Origin of the sequence: uncultured Ferrimonas sp., from assembly GCF_947489035.1 — a bacterium.
Lineage (GTDB): Bacteria > Pseudomonadota > Gammaproteobacteria > Enterobacterales > Shewanellaceae > Ferrimonas.
Map to the genome: position 1 here is coordinate 62,003 of NZ_CANLCI010000005.1, position 15,888 is coordinate 77,890.

At 46.8% G+C, this 15,888-nt stretch carries 15 protein-coding genes; 8 read left to right on the forward strand and 7 right to left on the reverse strand.

Annotated elements, in window-relative coordinates:
• Positions 1-47 precede the first annotated feature (47 nt).
• Positions 48-701, reverse strand: a complete 654-nt coding sequence (locus tag Q0796_RS04750) for a TetR/AcrR family transcriptional regulator (protein ID WP_298440701.1) — start codon at positions 699-701, stop codon at positions 48-50.
• 416 nt (positions 702-1,117) lie between these two features.
• On the opposite strand from Q0796_RS04750, the gene Q0796_RS04755 reads away from it, so the two are divergent.
• On the forward strand, positions 1,118-2,110 hold the full coding sequence (locus Q0796_RS04755; RefSeq protein ID WP_298440703.1) for an NAD-dependent epimerase: 993 nt from the start codon (positions 1,118-1,120) through the stop codon (positions 2,108-2,110).
• A 60-nt stretch (positions 2,111-2,170) separates the two neighbouring features.
• Positions 2,171-3,436, forward strand: coding sequence for a lipid IV(A) 3-deoxy-D-manno-octulosonic acid transferase (gene waaA, locus Q0796_RS04760; protein WP_298440704.1), 1,266 nt, complete (start codon positions 2,171-2,173; stop codon positions 3,434-3,436).
• On the opposite strand, the gene Q0796_RS04765 is transcribed toward waaA, so the two are convergent.
• Positions 3,433-4,137 carry a 3-deoxy-D-manno-octulosonic acid kinase gene (locus Q0796_RS04765; protein ID WP_298440705.1) on the reverse strand — a complete coding sequence of 235 codons (705 nt, stop codon included), beginning with the start codon at positions 4,135-4,137 and terminating at the stop codon, positions 3,433-3,435. The two genes, waaA and Q0796_RS04765, sit on opposite strands and share 4 nt — an antisense overlap.
• A gap of 136 nt (positions 4,138-4,273) precedes the next feature.
• On the opposite strand from Q0796_RS04765, the gene Q0796_RS04770 reads away from it, so the two are divergent.
• Entirely contained in the window at positions 4,274-5,302 is a 1,029-nt protein-coding gene (locus Q0796_RS04770; protein WP_298440706.1) for a glycosyltransferase family 9 protein, read from the forward strand.
• A gap of 87 nt (positions 5,303-5,389) precedes the next feature.
• Positions 5,390-6,859 carry a capsule assembly Wzi family protein gene (locus Q0796_RS04775; RefSeq protein WP_298440707.1) on the forward strand — a complete coding sequence of 490 codons (1,470 nt, stop codon included), beginning with the start codon at positions 5,390-5,392 and terminating at the stop codon, positions 6,857-6,859.
• 65 nt (positions 6,860-6,924) lie between these two features.
• Here the strand turns inward: Q0796_RS04775 and lpcA are convergent, their stop codons facing one another.
• On the reverse strand, positions 6,925-7,551 hold the full coding sequence (gene lpcA, locus Q0796_RS04780) for a D-sedoheptulose 7-phosphate isomerase (protein ID WP_298440709.1): 627 nt from the start codon (positions 7,549-7,551) through the stop codon (positions 6,925-6,927).
• Positions 7,552-7,701: 150 nt separating this feature from the next.
• Between lpcA and Q0796_RS04785 the strand changes: the two genes are divergently transcribed.
• The 3 genes from Q0796_RS04785 to Q0796_RS04795 are packed head-to-tail and all read left to right on the forward strand — an operon-like array spanning position 7,702 to position 10,926.
• Positions 7,702-8,736 carry a CDP-glycerol glycerophosphotransferase family protein gene (locus Q0796_RS04785; RefSeq protein ID WP_298440869.1) on the forward strand — a complete coding sequence of 345 codons (1,035 nt, stop codon included), beginning with the start codon at positions 7,702-7,704 and terminating at the stop codon, positions 8,734-8,736.
• Between the two features lie 9 nt (positions 8,737-8,745).
• Complete coding sequence (locus Q0796_RS04790; protein WP_298440710.1) at positions 8,746-9,852, forward strand: glycosyltransferase; 1,107 nt, start codon at positions 8,746-8,748, stop codon at positions 9,850-9,852.
• A gap of 6 nt (positions 9,853-9,858) precedes the next feature.
• Entirely contained in the window at positions 9,859-10,926 is a 1,068-nt protein-coding gene (locus tag Q0796_RS04795) for a polysialyltransferase family glycosyltransferase (protein ID WP_298440712.1), read from the forward strand.
• A 59-nt stretch (positions 10,927-10,985) separates the two neighbouring features.
• On the opposite strand, the gene Q0796_RS04800 is transcribed toward Q0796_RS04795, so the two are convergent.
• Both Q0796_RS04800 and Q0796_RS04805 read right to left on the reverse strand, forming a co-directional pair.
• On the reverse strand, positions 10,986-12,044 hold the full coding sequence (locus Q0796_RS04800; RefSeq protein WP_298440714.1) for an N-acetylneuraminate synthase family protein: 1,059 nt from the start codon (positions 12,042-12,044) through the stop codon (positions 10,986-10,988).
• 11 nt (positions 12,045-12,055) lie between these two features.
• Positions 12,056-13,690: a glycosyltransferase gene (locus Q0796_RS04805; RefSeq protein WP_298440716.1), complete on the reverse strand. Its 1,635-nt coding sequence runs from the start codon at positions 13,688-13,690 to the stop codon at positions 12,056-12,058.
• A 358-nt stretch (positions 13,691-14,048) separates the two neighbouring features.
• Between Q0796_RS04805 and coaD the strand changes: the two genes are divergently transcribed.
• Positions 14,049-14,537, forward strand: coding sequence for a pantetheine-phosphate adenylyltransferase (coaD, locus tag Q0796_RS04810; RefSeq protein WP_298440718.1), 489 nt, complete (start codon positions 14,049-14,051; stop codon positions 14,535-14,537).
• Here coaD and mutM read toward each other — a convergent pair.
• Together mutM and Q0796_RS04820 are read right to left on the reverse strand one after the other, a co-directional pair.
• Positions 14,534-15,346 (reverse strand): bifunctional DNA-formamidopyrimidine glycosylase/DNA-(apurinic or apyrimidinic site) lyase, encoded by an 813-nt coding sequence (gene mutM, locus Q0796_RS04815; protein WP_298440719.1) that lies wholly within the window; start codon positions 15,344-15,346, stop codon positions 14,534-14,536. The genes coaD and mutM overlap by 4 nt on opposite strands.
• Positions 15,347-15,793, reverse strand: a complete 447-nt coding sequence (locus Q0796_RS04820; protein WP_298440720.1) for a hypothetical protein — start codon at positions 15,791-15,793, stop codon at positions 15,347-15,349.
• Between the last annotated feature and the right edge of the window lie 95 nt (positions 15,794-15,888).

Below are 15,888 nucleotides of genomic sequence, written 5' to 3' on the forward strand. Positions count from 1 at the left end.
TTTCACGGTGGCTGTACAGACTGTATTGCTTTGCTTACTGGGTCAGATCAGGCGGCGGGGGCAGCGCTGGTTGGGGCGGTGGCCAGCTCACTGTAGTGGGCAACCAGACGATCAAATTCGGGCTTAAAGCCGGGGCTGATGTAGCCATGAAACAGCGCCAAGATCTGCACCACCCCTTGATAGACCATCGATTCGGTGATCGGCTTATCCAAGTTTTGGGTATACAAGTGGCTGATCCAAAAGGTAACCACCATTTTTATGCCTTCAGCAAATGGGGTCAGCATATCGGCGTCCATCTGCATGGTGCCGTTATCAACCAGCCGCTGCAGGTTGCCAATGGCTACGCTTAACACCTGCTTGTGCGAACGCAAATAACGCTTATGCAGCTCGGGATCCCGCGCCAAAATGTCGGCCAAGCTGGCGTAGACAAAGCGGAAACGCCACATCCCTTGAAACATCTTGTCGAGGTAGTCTTGCATCAGCACATCGCTTGCCGCTTCGCTGCTGTAAGCCTGCGCCACAAACTCTTCGTACTCATCAAAAATGGCACGAATGATCTGCTCTTTATTGCGGAAATAGTAATACAGGTTGCCGGGGCTGATCCCCAAATGCGCCGCAATGTGATTGGTGGTGATGGCACGTTCGCCGTGTTCGTTAAACAGCTCGCAGCTGGCAGCGATGATGCGGTCTTTGGTTTTCATGGTAGTCATCCTTGTCGCAAGCCATTCGCCCCGCGCGGGTTGGTTACAGGGTTACTGCATAAAGTTGAGTTAATGGGCGCTAGAGTAGCACCGCCCTTGCCACGGTTGCCAGCGCCGACCGCGACCAAGCGGCTTGGCCATCAGTGCCGTTCAAAAATAAAACATACTCTTATAAAGCAACAAGTTAAAACCAAATGCGGCGGTGTGAGAAAAACTCAGCATGGAAGCCACCAGAACCGCCACGGGATCAGTCACTGCCGCTGCTGGCCTCTGGGGCTGGTGTGGGGCATTTATTGGCCACTGATCGCAACAAATCAACCATGCTTATTAAATTCATTTAGGCATCGGCGTATCATCACCGCTCTTAAGCTTTTGATAGGGCACGCCCTGTCGTCACTGTTGTTGGGATCGCACTTATGAAAATCTTGGTTACTGGCGCTGCCGGTTTTATTGGCAATTTTGTTGCCGAGCGCTTACTGGAGCAAGGCCACGAGGTGGTTGGCTTGGATAACCTGAACGACTATTACCAAGTGAGCTTAAAGCACGATCGCTTAGCCCGCATTCAGGATCAGCCCCGGTTTGAGTTTGTTGAGATGGATTTGGCCGATCGCGACGGCATCGCTACCCTGTTTGCCCAACATCAGTTTCAACGGGTCGTTCACCTTGCCGCCCAAGCGGGGGTGCGTTACTCCATTGATAACCCGATGGCGTACAACGATTCCAACCTAACCGGCATGATGACCATCCTCGAGGGCTGTCGCCACCACAAGGTCGAGCACCTTGTGTACGCCAGCTCATCGTCGGTGTACGGCATGAACAAAAAGGTGCCCTTTGCCGAAGGCGATCGCGTCGATCACCCCGTAAGCCTGTATGCCGCCACCAAAAAAGCCAACGAGCTGATGGCGCATTCATACAGCCACCTGTATCAGATGCCGATCACCGGTTTGCGCTTCTTTACGGTGTATGGCCCTTGGGGTCGACCGGATATGGCGGTATTTAAGTTCGCTAAAAAGCTGTTAGCTGGCGAAGCAATCGATGTGTACAACTACGGCGATCTCAGCCGCGACTTCACCTACATCGATGACATCGTAGAAGGGGTACTGCGTACGCTGGAGCACGTACCAAGCGCCGGCCAAGGGAATGCCGCCTACGATAACGAAGCAACCACGCCGTACGCTCTGTACAACATTGGCAACCATCAGCCAGTGAAGCTGTTGGACTTTATCCAGACCCTAGAACACGCCTTAGGGGTAAAAGCCAAGCTCAACATGATGCCAATGCAGCCTGGCGACGTGTACACCACCTACGCCGACACCGAACAACTGCAGCAAGCCGTTGGCTTTAAGCCCAACACCAGCCTAGCCCAAGGCTTGCAGCAATTTGCCGATTGGTACAAAGCCTATCACTAGCGTTTAACTTAGGGCGCGGCTCCACTATGATGCGGGTAATTCAGTGTTAATTGCCCGCTCATGAACCGATTTAGCTACAGTTTACTTCTGCTCCTGCTTACCCCCGCGGTAATGCTTTATCTTGGCTATCGCGCCATCAAAAGCAGCGCTTATCGCGGTCGCCTTGGCGAGCGCCTTGGCATGGGGCTGCCCCAACTGAGCGCCCCCATTGTGGTGCACTGCGCGTCGATGGGGGAAACCTTAGCGGCACTGCCGTTGATCCGCGCCCTGCAGCGGCGCTACCCCACGACCCCACTTTTGGTCACCACCACCACCCCTACCGGCTCGCAGCAGGTCAAACAACAGTTGGGCGACAGCGTGCACCACTGTTATTTACCGCTGGATCTGAATGGGGTGATGCGCCGCTTTGTCGCCCATTTGAACCCCAAAGCCGTGGTGTTGCTGGAAACCGAACTGTGGCCCAATTTAGTTCACCACTGCCACCAGCAACAGGTGCCGGTGATTGTCGCTAACGCCCGCTTATCAGCACGCTCAGCCAAAGGGTATGCCCGCTTTGCTCGGGTGATCACCCCCATGTTGCAGCAGCTCAATGCCGTTGCGGTACAGCACAGTGCCGATGGCGAACGTTTGATGCATTTAGGCGTGCCAGCCAAGGCATTAACCGAGTGCGGCAGCTTGAAGTTTGATATTCAGATTGGTGCCAGTGAGCGCCAACAGGCGCAGCAGTTTGGGGGGCAGTTGTGGGGTCAACGCCCCAGCTGGATCGCCGCCTCAACCCACCCGGGTGAGTTTGAGCAAGCCATCGCCGCCCATCAGCAACTGCTGGCGAGTTACCCTGAACTGCTGCTGCTGTTGGTACCACGCCACCCCGAGCAGTTTGAACAGGCGAAGCAGTTAGCCCAGCAAGCGGGATTGACGGTGCAGCAACGCAGCAGTGGCGATAGGGTCAAACCCAGCACCCAAGTGCTGATTGGCGACACCATGGGCGAGATGAAAACCCTGTATGGCGCCACCGACATCGCCTTTGTTGGCGGCAGCTTGATCCAACGCGGCGGCCACAACCCTCTGGAGCCCGCGGCCTTTGGCAAACCGGTATTGATGGGGCCACACTATTTTAATTTTCAGCCCATCGGCGATGCGTTAAAACAAAAAAGCGCGCTGATCGAAGTGAACGATCAACACGCTTTGGCCCGCCAATTACAGCGGTTATTGGACAACCGTCAACGACGTGATGCCATCGGCAGCGCCGCTTTGGCCTTTGTGGAACACAACAGCGGCGCCACCGAGCGCCAACTGAATGTGATCAGCGCGGCGATCCCGCGTTAGGCTTGGTACCCTTTAAGCAATTGTTGCCAGTCGCTTTCTTGCCACTGTAAGCCTTTAACTCGCAGCAGCTCTTTTTGCAGCGACCGTTGTAATCGCGCCAAATTGGCCTGTTGCCATTTGCTGTCTGGCTGGCGGATCTTGCCCTGATCAAAGTCAATCAGGTAGAACTGCTGGTCGTTCAGCATGATGTTGCGCGCATTCAGATCAGCGTGACACACCCCAGCCTGATGAAACTGAGCAATCACCTGCCCCAACTGCTGCCACCGCTGGGCCGATAATGGCCCTTGGCGCAGTGCCGCCACCAGATCGATGCAACCCACTAAGCGTTTGGTGATCAGATCGGCGCGATAGCTGAAGCCTTGCCGATCCAACTTGGCCGCCACGGGCTCGCAGATGGGCAAACCCAACTGCTGCATCTGCTCTAACAGCTGCAACTCTTTGTAAGCGCGAGTGCTTTCCAACCCAGACCAAAGGTAAACGTCTTCAATCACTTTGCCCGGTAAACCGCCGCGATAGTAATGACGCAACACGTAGTCGGTTCCATCCACTTTAAAAAACAGCGCAGGATTACGGCCACTGGCATCGGAATTGCCGCAGAGTTTATTGCCACGCTTTAGCCAATCGCGATCAAACCATTCTAGGCTTGCGGGGCTATTTTCGGCCAACAACAGAGTGGCGTCGGCGTGTTCGCTTTGTTGCATGAGGGTTCCTGTAACGCGGGGCGATTGAGCAGAAAAGTGTCGCCATTGTGGCGTTAGCCTGCAGCGAACGCAATACGCTTGGTCAGTTGCTCAAATTTATTTACACTTGCCGCTTTAACCGCCACGAAGCTTAAGTATGTCGATCCCAGCAAAAATCCGCTCCATCTGCATTATGCGCCTCTCTGCCATCGGCGACGTTTGCCATGCGGTGGCCATGGTGCAAGCCATTCAGCGGCAGCATCCACAGGCCAGCATCACTTGGGTTGTCGGCAAGGTAGAGGCGCAGTTGCTCGCCGGATTGGCCGGAGTGGAATTGGTGATCTTTGATAAGCGCCAAGGCTGGGCCGGTTACCGCGCCTTATGGCGACAGCTGAAAGGCCGCCGCTTTGATGTGTTACTGCACATGCAGGTGGCGCTGCGGGCGTCGGTCGCCACCCTTGGCATTCGCGCGCAAGTAAAGATCGGCTTTGATAAAGCCCGCGCCAAAGAGGGCCAGTGGTTATTTACCAATGCCGCCATCGAAGCTCAAACTGAGCCTCATGTACTGGACGGCTTCATGAATTTCGCTAAGGCCCTAGGGGTAACCGACACCAATCCACGCTGGCAGTTTGCCCTATCAGAACAAGAACAGCAGTTTGCTGCCCAGCAAATTACTGCGCCCACCTTGGTCATCTGCCCCGCAGCCAGCAAAGCCGAACGCAATTGGCTGCCAGAACGCTACGCCGCCGTGGCCGATCACGCCCAGCAACACGGGTTAAGCGTGATGTTGTGTGGTGGCCCCACGGCCAGTGAACAGCAGCTGGCCAGCCAGATCTGCCAGCATGCCCAAGCGCCAATCCATAATTTGGTTGGGCAAACCTCGCTGAAACAGTTATTGGCCTTGCTGGGTCGCGCTAGCGTGGTATTAGCGCCAGATACTGGCCCCGCTCACATGGCCACCACCCAAGGCACCCCAGTGATTGGGCTGTATGCCCATTCCAACCCCAAGCGCACCGGCCCCTATTTAAGCCAGCAGCTGGTGGCCTCAGCTTATCAGCAACACATCGAGCAGCAGCACGCCAAACCACTGGCACAGATCCCATTCGGAACCCGCGCCAAAGGCAGCGATTTAATGGCGGACATCAGTGTGGAAGAGGTAACCGCGCTGCTTGACTCCGTAGTATGATGCCCGCATTCGCACCGCACGTTATTTACGTACAGGTAACCGCCCCTTATTGAGCTGCTCGCAGCCTATTGAATTCGACTGAAATAGATGAAGAAAATTATTTTCGCTCTGGTTGCGCTCGCGTCGCCATTAACAGCAGCACCGTGGATCAGCCCCGATGACCTGCATCTTCGTGCCGATCTACAACGACTCGGTGCCGAAGGGGTGATCAGCGTTCCACTAACCACATACCCACTGATGTGGTCTGGTATTGCTAATGATCTACACGATGTGTCGCAGCACCAGCTCAGTGCGGCGGCGGCTGAATCTTTGCGGCGGGTACGCCATCGAATGATGCAAGAGATCCACAATGGCGCCAGCACCTCAGTTTCCATGAGTGCAGGTAGCGCCAATGCTCGCTTTCAACACTTTGGCAGTGTCAATCGCGATAAATTAGGCAGCCAAGTCTCAGCTGAGTTTCTCTCTGATCGCTTTGCCGGTAACCTCAGCGTGCAATATGCCGCCGATCCTCGCGATGATGAATCATTCCGCCTAGACGATACCTATTTGGCCGTGGTAATGGGCAACTGGGTGGTATCCGCAGGGCAAGTGGCGCAGTGGTACGGCCCCGGTATGGATTCCGCATTGTTAATGAGCACCAATGCTCGACCAATGCCCGGTGTGCACCTTACTCGAAATCAGTCTCAGCCTTTTGAAAGCAAATGGTTAGCTTGGATTGGCCCGTGGCACCTTACTACCGGCGTCAACTGGATGAATGATGAAGACCGCCATGTCCAAGATGCCTTGGTCTACGACATACGGATCACAGCGAAACCTCTGCCTCAGCTCGAAATCGGCGTATCCCGAGCAGCTCAGTTGTGTGGCGAGGGCAGACCCTGCGATTTTGATGTGTGGAAAAACATGTTCACCGGTAAAGATAACACCGGTGTCGATGGCATTACCCCTGAAAATCAACCCGGCAACCAAACCGCTGGGGTAGATGCTAAGTGGAGCAGTATTGTCGCTGGCGTGCCATACAGCATCTATGTTGAAACCATGGGCGAAGACTCCTTCACTCTGTCGCGTTTTCCGCCATTTCGCAAAGTAAGTCGACTGTTTGGGTTTGATTTTTCCTACTCTGTTGCGGGGCAGCAAGTTACCACCTTTGTTGAGTACAGCGACACCGAAACCGATTGTCAGCTGCAGCAAAACTGCACTTATGAACACAGCGTTTATCGCTCTGGCATGCGCTATAACCAGCGCGCCCTTGGTAGCACCTACGATAACGATGCCCACACTCTGACTGTTGGCAATATCGGCTTCAGCCCTAATGGCAACATGTGGAAGCTCAACCTGCGCTGGCTCGATCTCAACCGCGACGACTCTAATCGCGCAGAGCCAGGTGGTAATCCTGTCGCGCCGCAGGCGGAAACTAACATTCAACTGGATGGCGCTTACATCATGCCGCTGTTTGGTGGCCGCTTAGAGATGACCGCAGAAGTAAGCCACTCAGATCCAAGCGATCAGTCATCGAGCACCGATGCTGAATTGTGGAGCAACTGGCAATATCGCTTCTAGCACGGCGAGCAGAAACACAAAAGGAGCTCATCTGAGCTCCTTTTTTATGCGCCACCCATTGCCACTTAGGCGGATGCGGCCATCTTATTTTCAATCAACATAATCAAAATGTGGATCACCTTGATGTGCACCTCTTGGATCCTATCAGCGAAACCAAAGTGCGGCACTCGGATCTCAACATCGGCAAGGTTGGCCATCTTACCGCCATCTTTGCCGGTCAACACCACGGTTTTCATCCCCTGAGCCTTCGCCGCGTCAATCGCATTGAGGATGTTTTGCGAATTGCCGCTGGTGCTGATCCCAACAAGCACGTCACCTTGACGCCCCACACCTTCGATATAGCGCGAGAACACATGATCAAAGCCGAAGTCGTTGCTGACACAGGATAAGTGGCTTGGATCTGAGATGGCGATAGCCCCATAAGCAGGGCGATTATCGCGATAACGACCAGTCAGCTCCTCCGCAAAATGCATCGCATCACAATGGGACCCACCATTACCGCAAGCAAGCACTTTACCTTGGTGCTGCAGTGAGCCGACTATCAAATCTGCAGCAGATTCGATGGCAGTTATCTGCAGTTCGTCGCTCAAAAAACGATTAAGTACATCTGCAGCCTCTGCCAGCTCCTGAAAAATAAGATCTTTCATAGAATTGTCCGAATAAAATTTTTCACCAGCATACCATACTGGCATTAGTCGATGTGCTTACTAGGCTTAGCCTTACCTCGCATCATCAACACTCAACGCTAGTGATTGCAACAACGAATCAGGTAAAATTAGATTAACTTAGCAGAACTAAATATCGAGCAAATTGTGACCACTTGTGAGAATCGACGCTATTTAATGTACGTCCATCAAAATTATTCATTCGCCATTCTTCGCCCTATTCAACGCTATATCATTGAAAATGGTGGAAAAGTAGCCTGGTTCTTAGAAGGCAATGAAGTGGATCACGACTTACTCGAACGCCATGAACACCAATTGTGCAGCATAAAAGATATCCAGCAATGGAAACCCAACGCTACCTTTGTGCCCGGCAATGTCGTTCCTTCATTTATTCCGGGCGTCAAGGTCGCAGTTTTTCATGGGTTCAACTCAGGTAAGCTAAATCGACGAGGGCGCCTAGATCATTTCGAAATAAGAGGCTGTTTCGATCTGTACTGCACCCAAGGGCCGAATACAACATCAGAATTTGTTAAACTATCGAAACAATACGGTTTTTTTGATGTAGTAGAAACTGGTTGGCCAACTCTTGACCCGATGTTCACAGAAGAGGGTATCAATCCATATCGTTCCGAAGATAAAAGGCCAGTATTATTATTTTGTTCTACATTTTCCCATAAATACTCTTGTGCACCCAAACTAAAGAGTAGAATAAAAGAACTAAGAGATAGCAAAAAATATAGGATACTGGTCCAGTTTCACCCCAAAATGGATGAAGAAACTGTATTGTCCTATAAAAAATTAGAGGATGAAAGCTTAATGTTTGTAGAAACAAACAACTTAATCCCATTAATAAAAATTGCAGATGTCATGTTATGTGATACATCATCAGCGGTTCAAATGTTCCTCCTGGCAAAAAAGCCGGTAGTAACATTTAGAACTCAGTTTCCCATGCCATACCTACTAGATATTCAAGATGAATCCGACTTGAATGATGCAATTTCTGAGGTGCTATCAAAACCAACAGTGCTAATGAATGAAATTGAATCATATCGTCAGCAACTTCATCCTTACTGTGATGGGAAAAGTGCAGAACGAGTTGTTAATGCAACTAACAAAATTATAGAAACTGGCACTTCTCACTTAGGAAAAAAGCCTTTAAATATTATTCGAAACTTAAAGATGCGCCGTAAGCTTAACTATTGGAAAGTATAGAGATTAACAATGAATAAAATTAAAGTTTTAGCTGTGACGCATCATGATAGGACCAATATAAATCCGATTAGGCCTGAAGCTTCACAAATTATTAGCATGCACAATTCCGGAAAAGTAAAAATTACTGTTATGTGTAACCCTGGATCTCAATTAATCCAGTATTTTTCCAATCATGGTATCGAAGTTATCACCGATCCTCTTGATAAAAAATTATCATTAAGAACAATAAAAAGAATAAGAAAAGAAATAAAATTAAAGAATATTGACATATTACATTTATATAACAACATCGCTTGCAGTAATGGAGCAACTGCAGCTCTAGGACTACCCGTTAAAGTAATTGCTTATCGGGGCCAAACCGGTAATGTTAGCCGTTTTGACCCTACCTGTTATTTAACAATGCTACACCCAAGGTTGGATAGGATCATTTGTGTTGCTAAAGCGGTTGAAGATGACTTAGCTAAATATGTTTATAATCCAGAAAAAAAATTAAAAACAGTATACAAAGGGCATGATCAAAGCTGGTATACCAAACCAAAGGCTGATTTAAGTTCGCTGAATTTTTCTAATAATGACTTCATCATTTCACTTGTAGCCAACCTTAGGCCACGAAAAGGCTTGCACGTTCTCATGGATGCAACACACTATCTTCCTAAGGGTTCTAGTATAAAAATACTTTTGGTTGGTGCAGATCCTAAAAATGAAAAAATTAAGAAAATAATTTCTGAAAGCGGTTGCCCGGAAAATATTTTTCCACTGGGATACCGAACTGATGCCCCTGAAGTGGCTGCAGCAAGTGATCTAACCGTTCTTCCAACAACAAAACGAGAAGGATTATGCCGCGCAGTCTTAGAAGCTAACTCCTATGGCACTCCTGCAGTTGTCTCTGATACAGGCGGCAACGCTGAATTGGTTGCACATGGCGAAACAGGAATCGTGGTGCCACCAGGAGACGCAAAAGCACTAGCAGGAGCTATTATTGAACTCTATCAAGACCGCGAAAAGTGCATTCAATATGGCAAGGCTGCACGCACTAGAGTAATTGAACTATTTGATGTAGAGCAAGGCGTAGAGTCAACACTATCAATTTACAATGAATTAATATCAGAAAAGTAAAATAGTATGGAATTGTATATTTGCACAACAGTTAGACATCTTCTTTTGTCTATCATGAAGGCTACTAACACTCCCAACATAGTGGCTAACATCGTATTTTTTTATGACTACCAAAATGCTGAACCTGATAGCTATGATACATCATCGTTACCACAAAATATAAAAATACATTTTTTAAAGCGAAGAGAACTGACTAAAAAAATAAATAGTGTGGTATCGGGTAAAATCACATTCTTCGCAGCAATGAGAGAGATAAAAAGCAATGGGTGGCTCAAAAATAATCTACTCAAATTCTTAAAAAAATATAACACAGATTTATATCAAGAGCTAAATGGTAGACCGCTTGAAGAAATGTATCTCTTCAACGAGAGAAGTAAAGTATCTCGATTATTCCGCTTGTTTAGCAGTGAATATTCCATTATCGAAGATGGTGAAGCTAATTATAAAACTTTTAGAACAAAGACAATTCAACGTCCAATAAGAATAATCCGCGGTCTAAAGGTAAATGAATCATCATGGGGTGAAAGCAATAATTGTAGATTTATAAATGTATTTAACCCAGAAAGAGTTCCAGTTGGCGTAGTAGATAAAGCTAAAAGCATAGGTTTTATCAATAAAAAATCAAAATCAATAATAAGGGATTTTTTTAGAATCTCCAAAAGTAATCAAAGTAACAAGACGATTATTGTTGCGACTCAGCCAATTGAGACTATTCCTGGTAGCAGTAGGGCAGTGAAGGAATTAATATATGACACTCTACTATCCAAATTAAATTTAAAACAAAATTCAATTTGGTTAAAAATTCACCCAAGAGAACCTCAAGGTGATTATTTAGATATAATTTCTAAATATAATATTAACCTTATGGAAAGCAAGTTACCAGTAGAAGCACTACTGTTAGGCGGCGATGGTGAGGAAAAACCTTATATTATTTCACTCAACTCTACATCTGGACTTGGATTTGAAGAGTATTGTAATATTATTAAAATTTTTGAAGGAACGTTAGAGGTTGAAATAAAAAAATTCAACCAAAACAATTTTTCTTCAATTGAAAAAAAATTAAAAGATATATAAGTGCCGTTCTTTTTATAGAACGTGATGGTTTATTAAATCACCACGTTCTATTTATATTACTATTCTATATCAATATTATTCCATTGAAGCAATTCATCTTCATCAATGTCAATCATCGCTTTGCTGCCAACAATAGTGTCCCAGTGTATAGGAGAAATCCCATGTGCAGGTCTTTTTGCGATTACCATATCTTCGGTGATGATCTCGCCTGAAATAATTTTACGAGCAGCAACAATACTACGACGAGCATGCTTTCTTGCCGCCCTTTCCTTTGAAATATCTTTATTATCACCTGATGTTAGCAATTTGTACCTATCACACTTTTTAACAAAATTGGCCAAATCATCTTTATTCATAGCATGATAATGATCATTTCCTGGCAAGGACTTATCATGAGTAAAGTGCTTCTCTAAAATCGTTGCTCCTAACATAGATGCAACCTCTAAAGCACTTATAGTTTCATCAGGACAAACGTGGTCGGAATAACCAACTATAACTTCAGGAAAAGTACGCTTTAAAACGTTTATCATACCAAGTTGAGCATTTTCATCAGGAGTAGGATAATTCAAAACGCAATGAAGTATAGATATTTCTTTTGCTCCTGCTTCTTTAGCAATCTGCAAAGAAAATTCTATTTCTGGCAATGTCGCAGCACCTGTAGAAAGAATTAGAGGCTTACCTTTGCTTGCACACTTCCGGATTAATGGCACATTAGTAATGTCCGCAGAGGCAATTTTAAATGCTGGCATTAGATTATCTAAAAAGTCAACAGCTTCCAAATCAAACGGCGTTGACATAAAATCAATCCCTATAGAATTGCAATAATCAGCCAGTTCTTTATATTCATCCTCACCAAATGAATCATATTTCTGAAATAGCTTAAATTGGCTATCAGTCGGTTCTTTCGATTGATCCCAATATGCTGGACTGTTTTTTGATGCTATCTTACCGGCTTTATATGACTGAAACTTTGCTGCATGTGCACCGCCTTGTTTTGCCTCTAATATTAGCCTTTTTGCTGTATCCATTGAGCCTTCGTGGTTCACGCCGATCTCAGCAATAATATATGGACTTAAGTTATTACCAACTTCAAAACCATTAATGTTAAACTTATTCATAACGTTGCCTTTTATAAAAAACTCTTGAGAAGTTTAATAACTCTTTTTTTACCATTTCTAAGATCTAATTGAGACAAAAGGTTACTAATTTCTTGTCTCTTATCAGAGTTTTCAACTAATTCAATGAAACAACTAAGTATATTACTATCTGACACACTATCTCGGTGACCTAAGTTTAAAACCCCATTCTTTTCTGAAGCAAAAGTATGAGTCGTTTCTCTCTGGTTTTGACAGATAACTATCGTAGGAATCTCTATCGAAGCTAGCTCAAGTACTGTTCTCCCACCTGAAGTAATTGCTAAGTCGGCATTTGACATATACTCTGATATTGAATTAGTTTGACTAACTATATTAATATGGGTATCTCTTATAAAGTCTATTGAATCTTTATATTTATAACCAGGGCCGATAACAACGTCCACTTCAATGTTTTTACTTTTGCAATAAGAAGATATTATTTCAAGAACTCTATGAGTAACATTACCTTCATCGACACCACCAAAAGTAATTAAAACTCGCTCGACCCTATTTTTTCTTTTTACTTTATCTAGATAAATAAACTCATCTCTAAGACAAAAGTACTTTTCTCCAGTAAGAACTGTTCCTGTTGAGTTTTGTTGTGGGTATAGTGCATTTATAACTAGATCGGCTTTTTTACTAGCCAATGATGAATCTTCGAAGTTTACTATCTTGCATCCTAATTTAGACAGCTCTGTCATATACTCTTCACTTGTGTCGAGAATATCATTTACGATCAGATCTGGATTCATAGAAGATAGAGTTCTTAATAATTCACCATTTTCACACATTACGACTTGATAGTTATAATTGTTTATATATTTCGCAGCCAGTTCACTTCGCTTCTCCAGCAAGAATGTGACTCGACTAGTAACCATTTCATTTGCCAATAACAGAGACCTATAAGCATGACCTAAGCCAACTTCACTATAACCGGTAACAACAAATACAATATGCTTTCTTTTTAAAAGCGCTTCACATAAATATAGATCTGCAAATGTATCTATATCAAAGCTTCTTTCATGAGGAACAATTGATAGTTCAATATTTTTGCCAATTCGAGTCCCCGATCTGCATTGCTCTCGCGTACATGCCAGCACAGAACCAGTTTCTTTATAATTTTCAGCCAGCTGCTGCCTATTTACACGATTCTTATACACAGGAACATATCGCTCTCCTTCCTTTGTCCAGCACAAATGGCGATCGTCCACAGCTGTCAACACAGTATTAGCTGAACTTTCCAATAAAATTGAAACTACAGAATTAATATCTTCAGCAGTTACTAAAGGAGAAGTAGGCTGAACCGTAACAACATGAGAATAGCTTTCAGAAAATAGCTTTTCTGCAGCATCTGCAGCATGTTCGATCACTGGGTCAAGGGTTGCTAAATCATCGGATAAAGAGTTATCACGCAGGATCACTTGTGCACCGAATCGCTTTGCTATTAATGCAATTTCTTCATCATCAGTTGATACCACTACTCGGTCTATAGTTTTAGCATCAAGACATGCTTTTATACTATAAAAAATCAAAGGCTTATCATTTATTGGCCTGAGGTTTTTTCTTGGTATTCCCTTCGATCCACCTCGAGCAGGTATGACTGCAATGGTTTTTATTGGCTCTGACATATTTATTAACCTAAATGCAAGCAGTACGTGCCACGGAAATTCCTGATTTCAGAAAAATCGTGCAATCTATGACCCGTTAACTTTGATCTAAAAACAATTTGTATTCACAAATATATCAATAAAGTCCGCTTTCAGCCCAGAATCACACCAAAAATTTGACGTAGAGCACCATGTGATTTATGAAACATAATCATGACAGGTATCAATACAACTCGTAATCAACAGGACAACCAATTATAAATAAATATTTAAATATCAAATATTTATAGCCAACATTGGCCACGTTTGTCTCACTAGTTTCTTCAACACAGTCGTTAAGGTTAAGATTTACATCAAATATCCAATCAACGACAAACCCATGACCCAAAAAGCGATCTACCCCGGAACCTTTGATCCCATCACCAACGGCCACCTTGATCTGATCTGCCGTGCCAGCAAGATGTTTGATGAAGTGATTGTTGGCATCGCCGCCAGCCCATCGAAGCAGCCGCTGTTTACGCTAGAGGAACGAGTAGCCCTGGTAGAGCAAGCCTGCAGTGGGCTGAATAACATCACCGTGGTGGGCTTTTCTGGCCTGCTGGTGGACTTTGCCAAGCAGCATCAAGCGCGGGTGTTGGTGCGGGGGTTACGAGCGGTGTCGGATTTTGAGTATGAGTTTCAGTTGGCCAACATGAACCGCCGCCTTGATCCCAACTTAGAAAGCGTGTTCTTAACCCCTGCGGAGGAGTTCAGCTTTATCTCTTCCACCTTGGTGAAAGAGGTGGCGCGACACGATGGGGACGTTAGTCAGTTCTTACCAACGCAAGTGCGGCAACAGTTGCTCGCTAAGCTAGGCAAAACCGGTTAACGCTGGCACTTACCGCAAAACACCGTGGCGCGTTGCCCAAGTTTGATCTCTTGCAGCGCGCTGCCGCACCCCGTACACGGCTCACCACCGCGGCCATACACATGCAACTGCTGCACAAAGTAGCCCGGCTTGCCGTCGGCATTGGTGAAGTCTTTTAAGGTGGTGCCGCCTTGTTCAATGGCGCGCGCCAGCACCAACTTCACCTCTTCCACCAATCGGACTAATCGCGCCTTACTGACGCTGCCACAGCTGCATTTCGGGTGAATTCCTGCCGAAAATAGCGCTTCATTGGCGTAGATGTTCCCCACCCCAACCACTATTTTGTTGTCCATCAACGCCAGCTTAATGGCGCGACTTTTGCCTTTCAGTGCCTGTTGTAACTGCGCGACATTAAAATCATCGGTCAGCGGCTCGGGCCCCAATTGATTCAATAATGGCTGGCCATCCAACGGCAGCGACCACCAAATGGCGGCACCAAAGCGGCGTGGATCGTTCAGGCGTAACACCGCGCCGCTGCTTAACACCAAATCCAGGTGATCATGCTTGGCGGGCGCAGGGGCCGGATTAAGTACGCGTAGGCTTCCCGACATGCCCAAATGCAGGATCAAGGTGCCTGCCGCAGTGTCGAGTAACAGGTATTTTGCCCGTCGAGTGACCGTGCGAATGGTTTGCCCTTCCATGTGGCTGATGCTGGGATCAATCGGCCAGCGCAGCTTAGGATTACGCACAACCACTTGCTGCACCACGGCACCGGTTAAATGCGGACTTATCCCTTGGCGGGTCACTTCAACTTCTGGTAACTCAGGCACTTACTGCTCTCCTTGCGGTAATAGTGTGGCCATCTCTTGATTCACCAAGCGCCACCATTGCGGTTGCCCATGGATCTTAATGGCCGCTAAATGTGGGTACAGCAAAGCGGTTTGCGGGTAGGTGCCATCTTGCAGGTATACGTCCACTAATACCGGCGCTACCGGCTTCGGGCTGGGCACCTCAATCGGCACCATCTGCGCGTTACGCCACGCTTGCAGCAGCGATTGCTGCTTGGCGTCGCTCAGGCTGGGGTTGCTGCGCCAAACCCCATCATCAAACTCCAACACCAATGCCGCGAACACCAACGACTGCAGCTTCGCCTCAGCCGGCAACAGTGGCAAGCTGTTGTGGTGTTGACTTAACCGTCCCGTTGCCAGCAACAAGAACCCCAAGCCAACCACCAGCAAGATAAGCATATTGTTGTATTTTTTGCGCTTTGCAGTCATCGCGACGTCCTTAGCAGCCAATGCCTTCAGTGTACGAACTTCCTGGGCATAAACCAATTGAGCGGAACCGCTTCACCAAATCACAGCCATAAAAA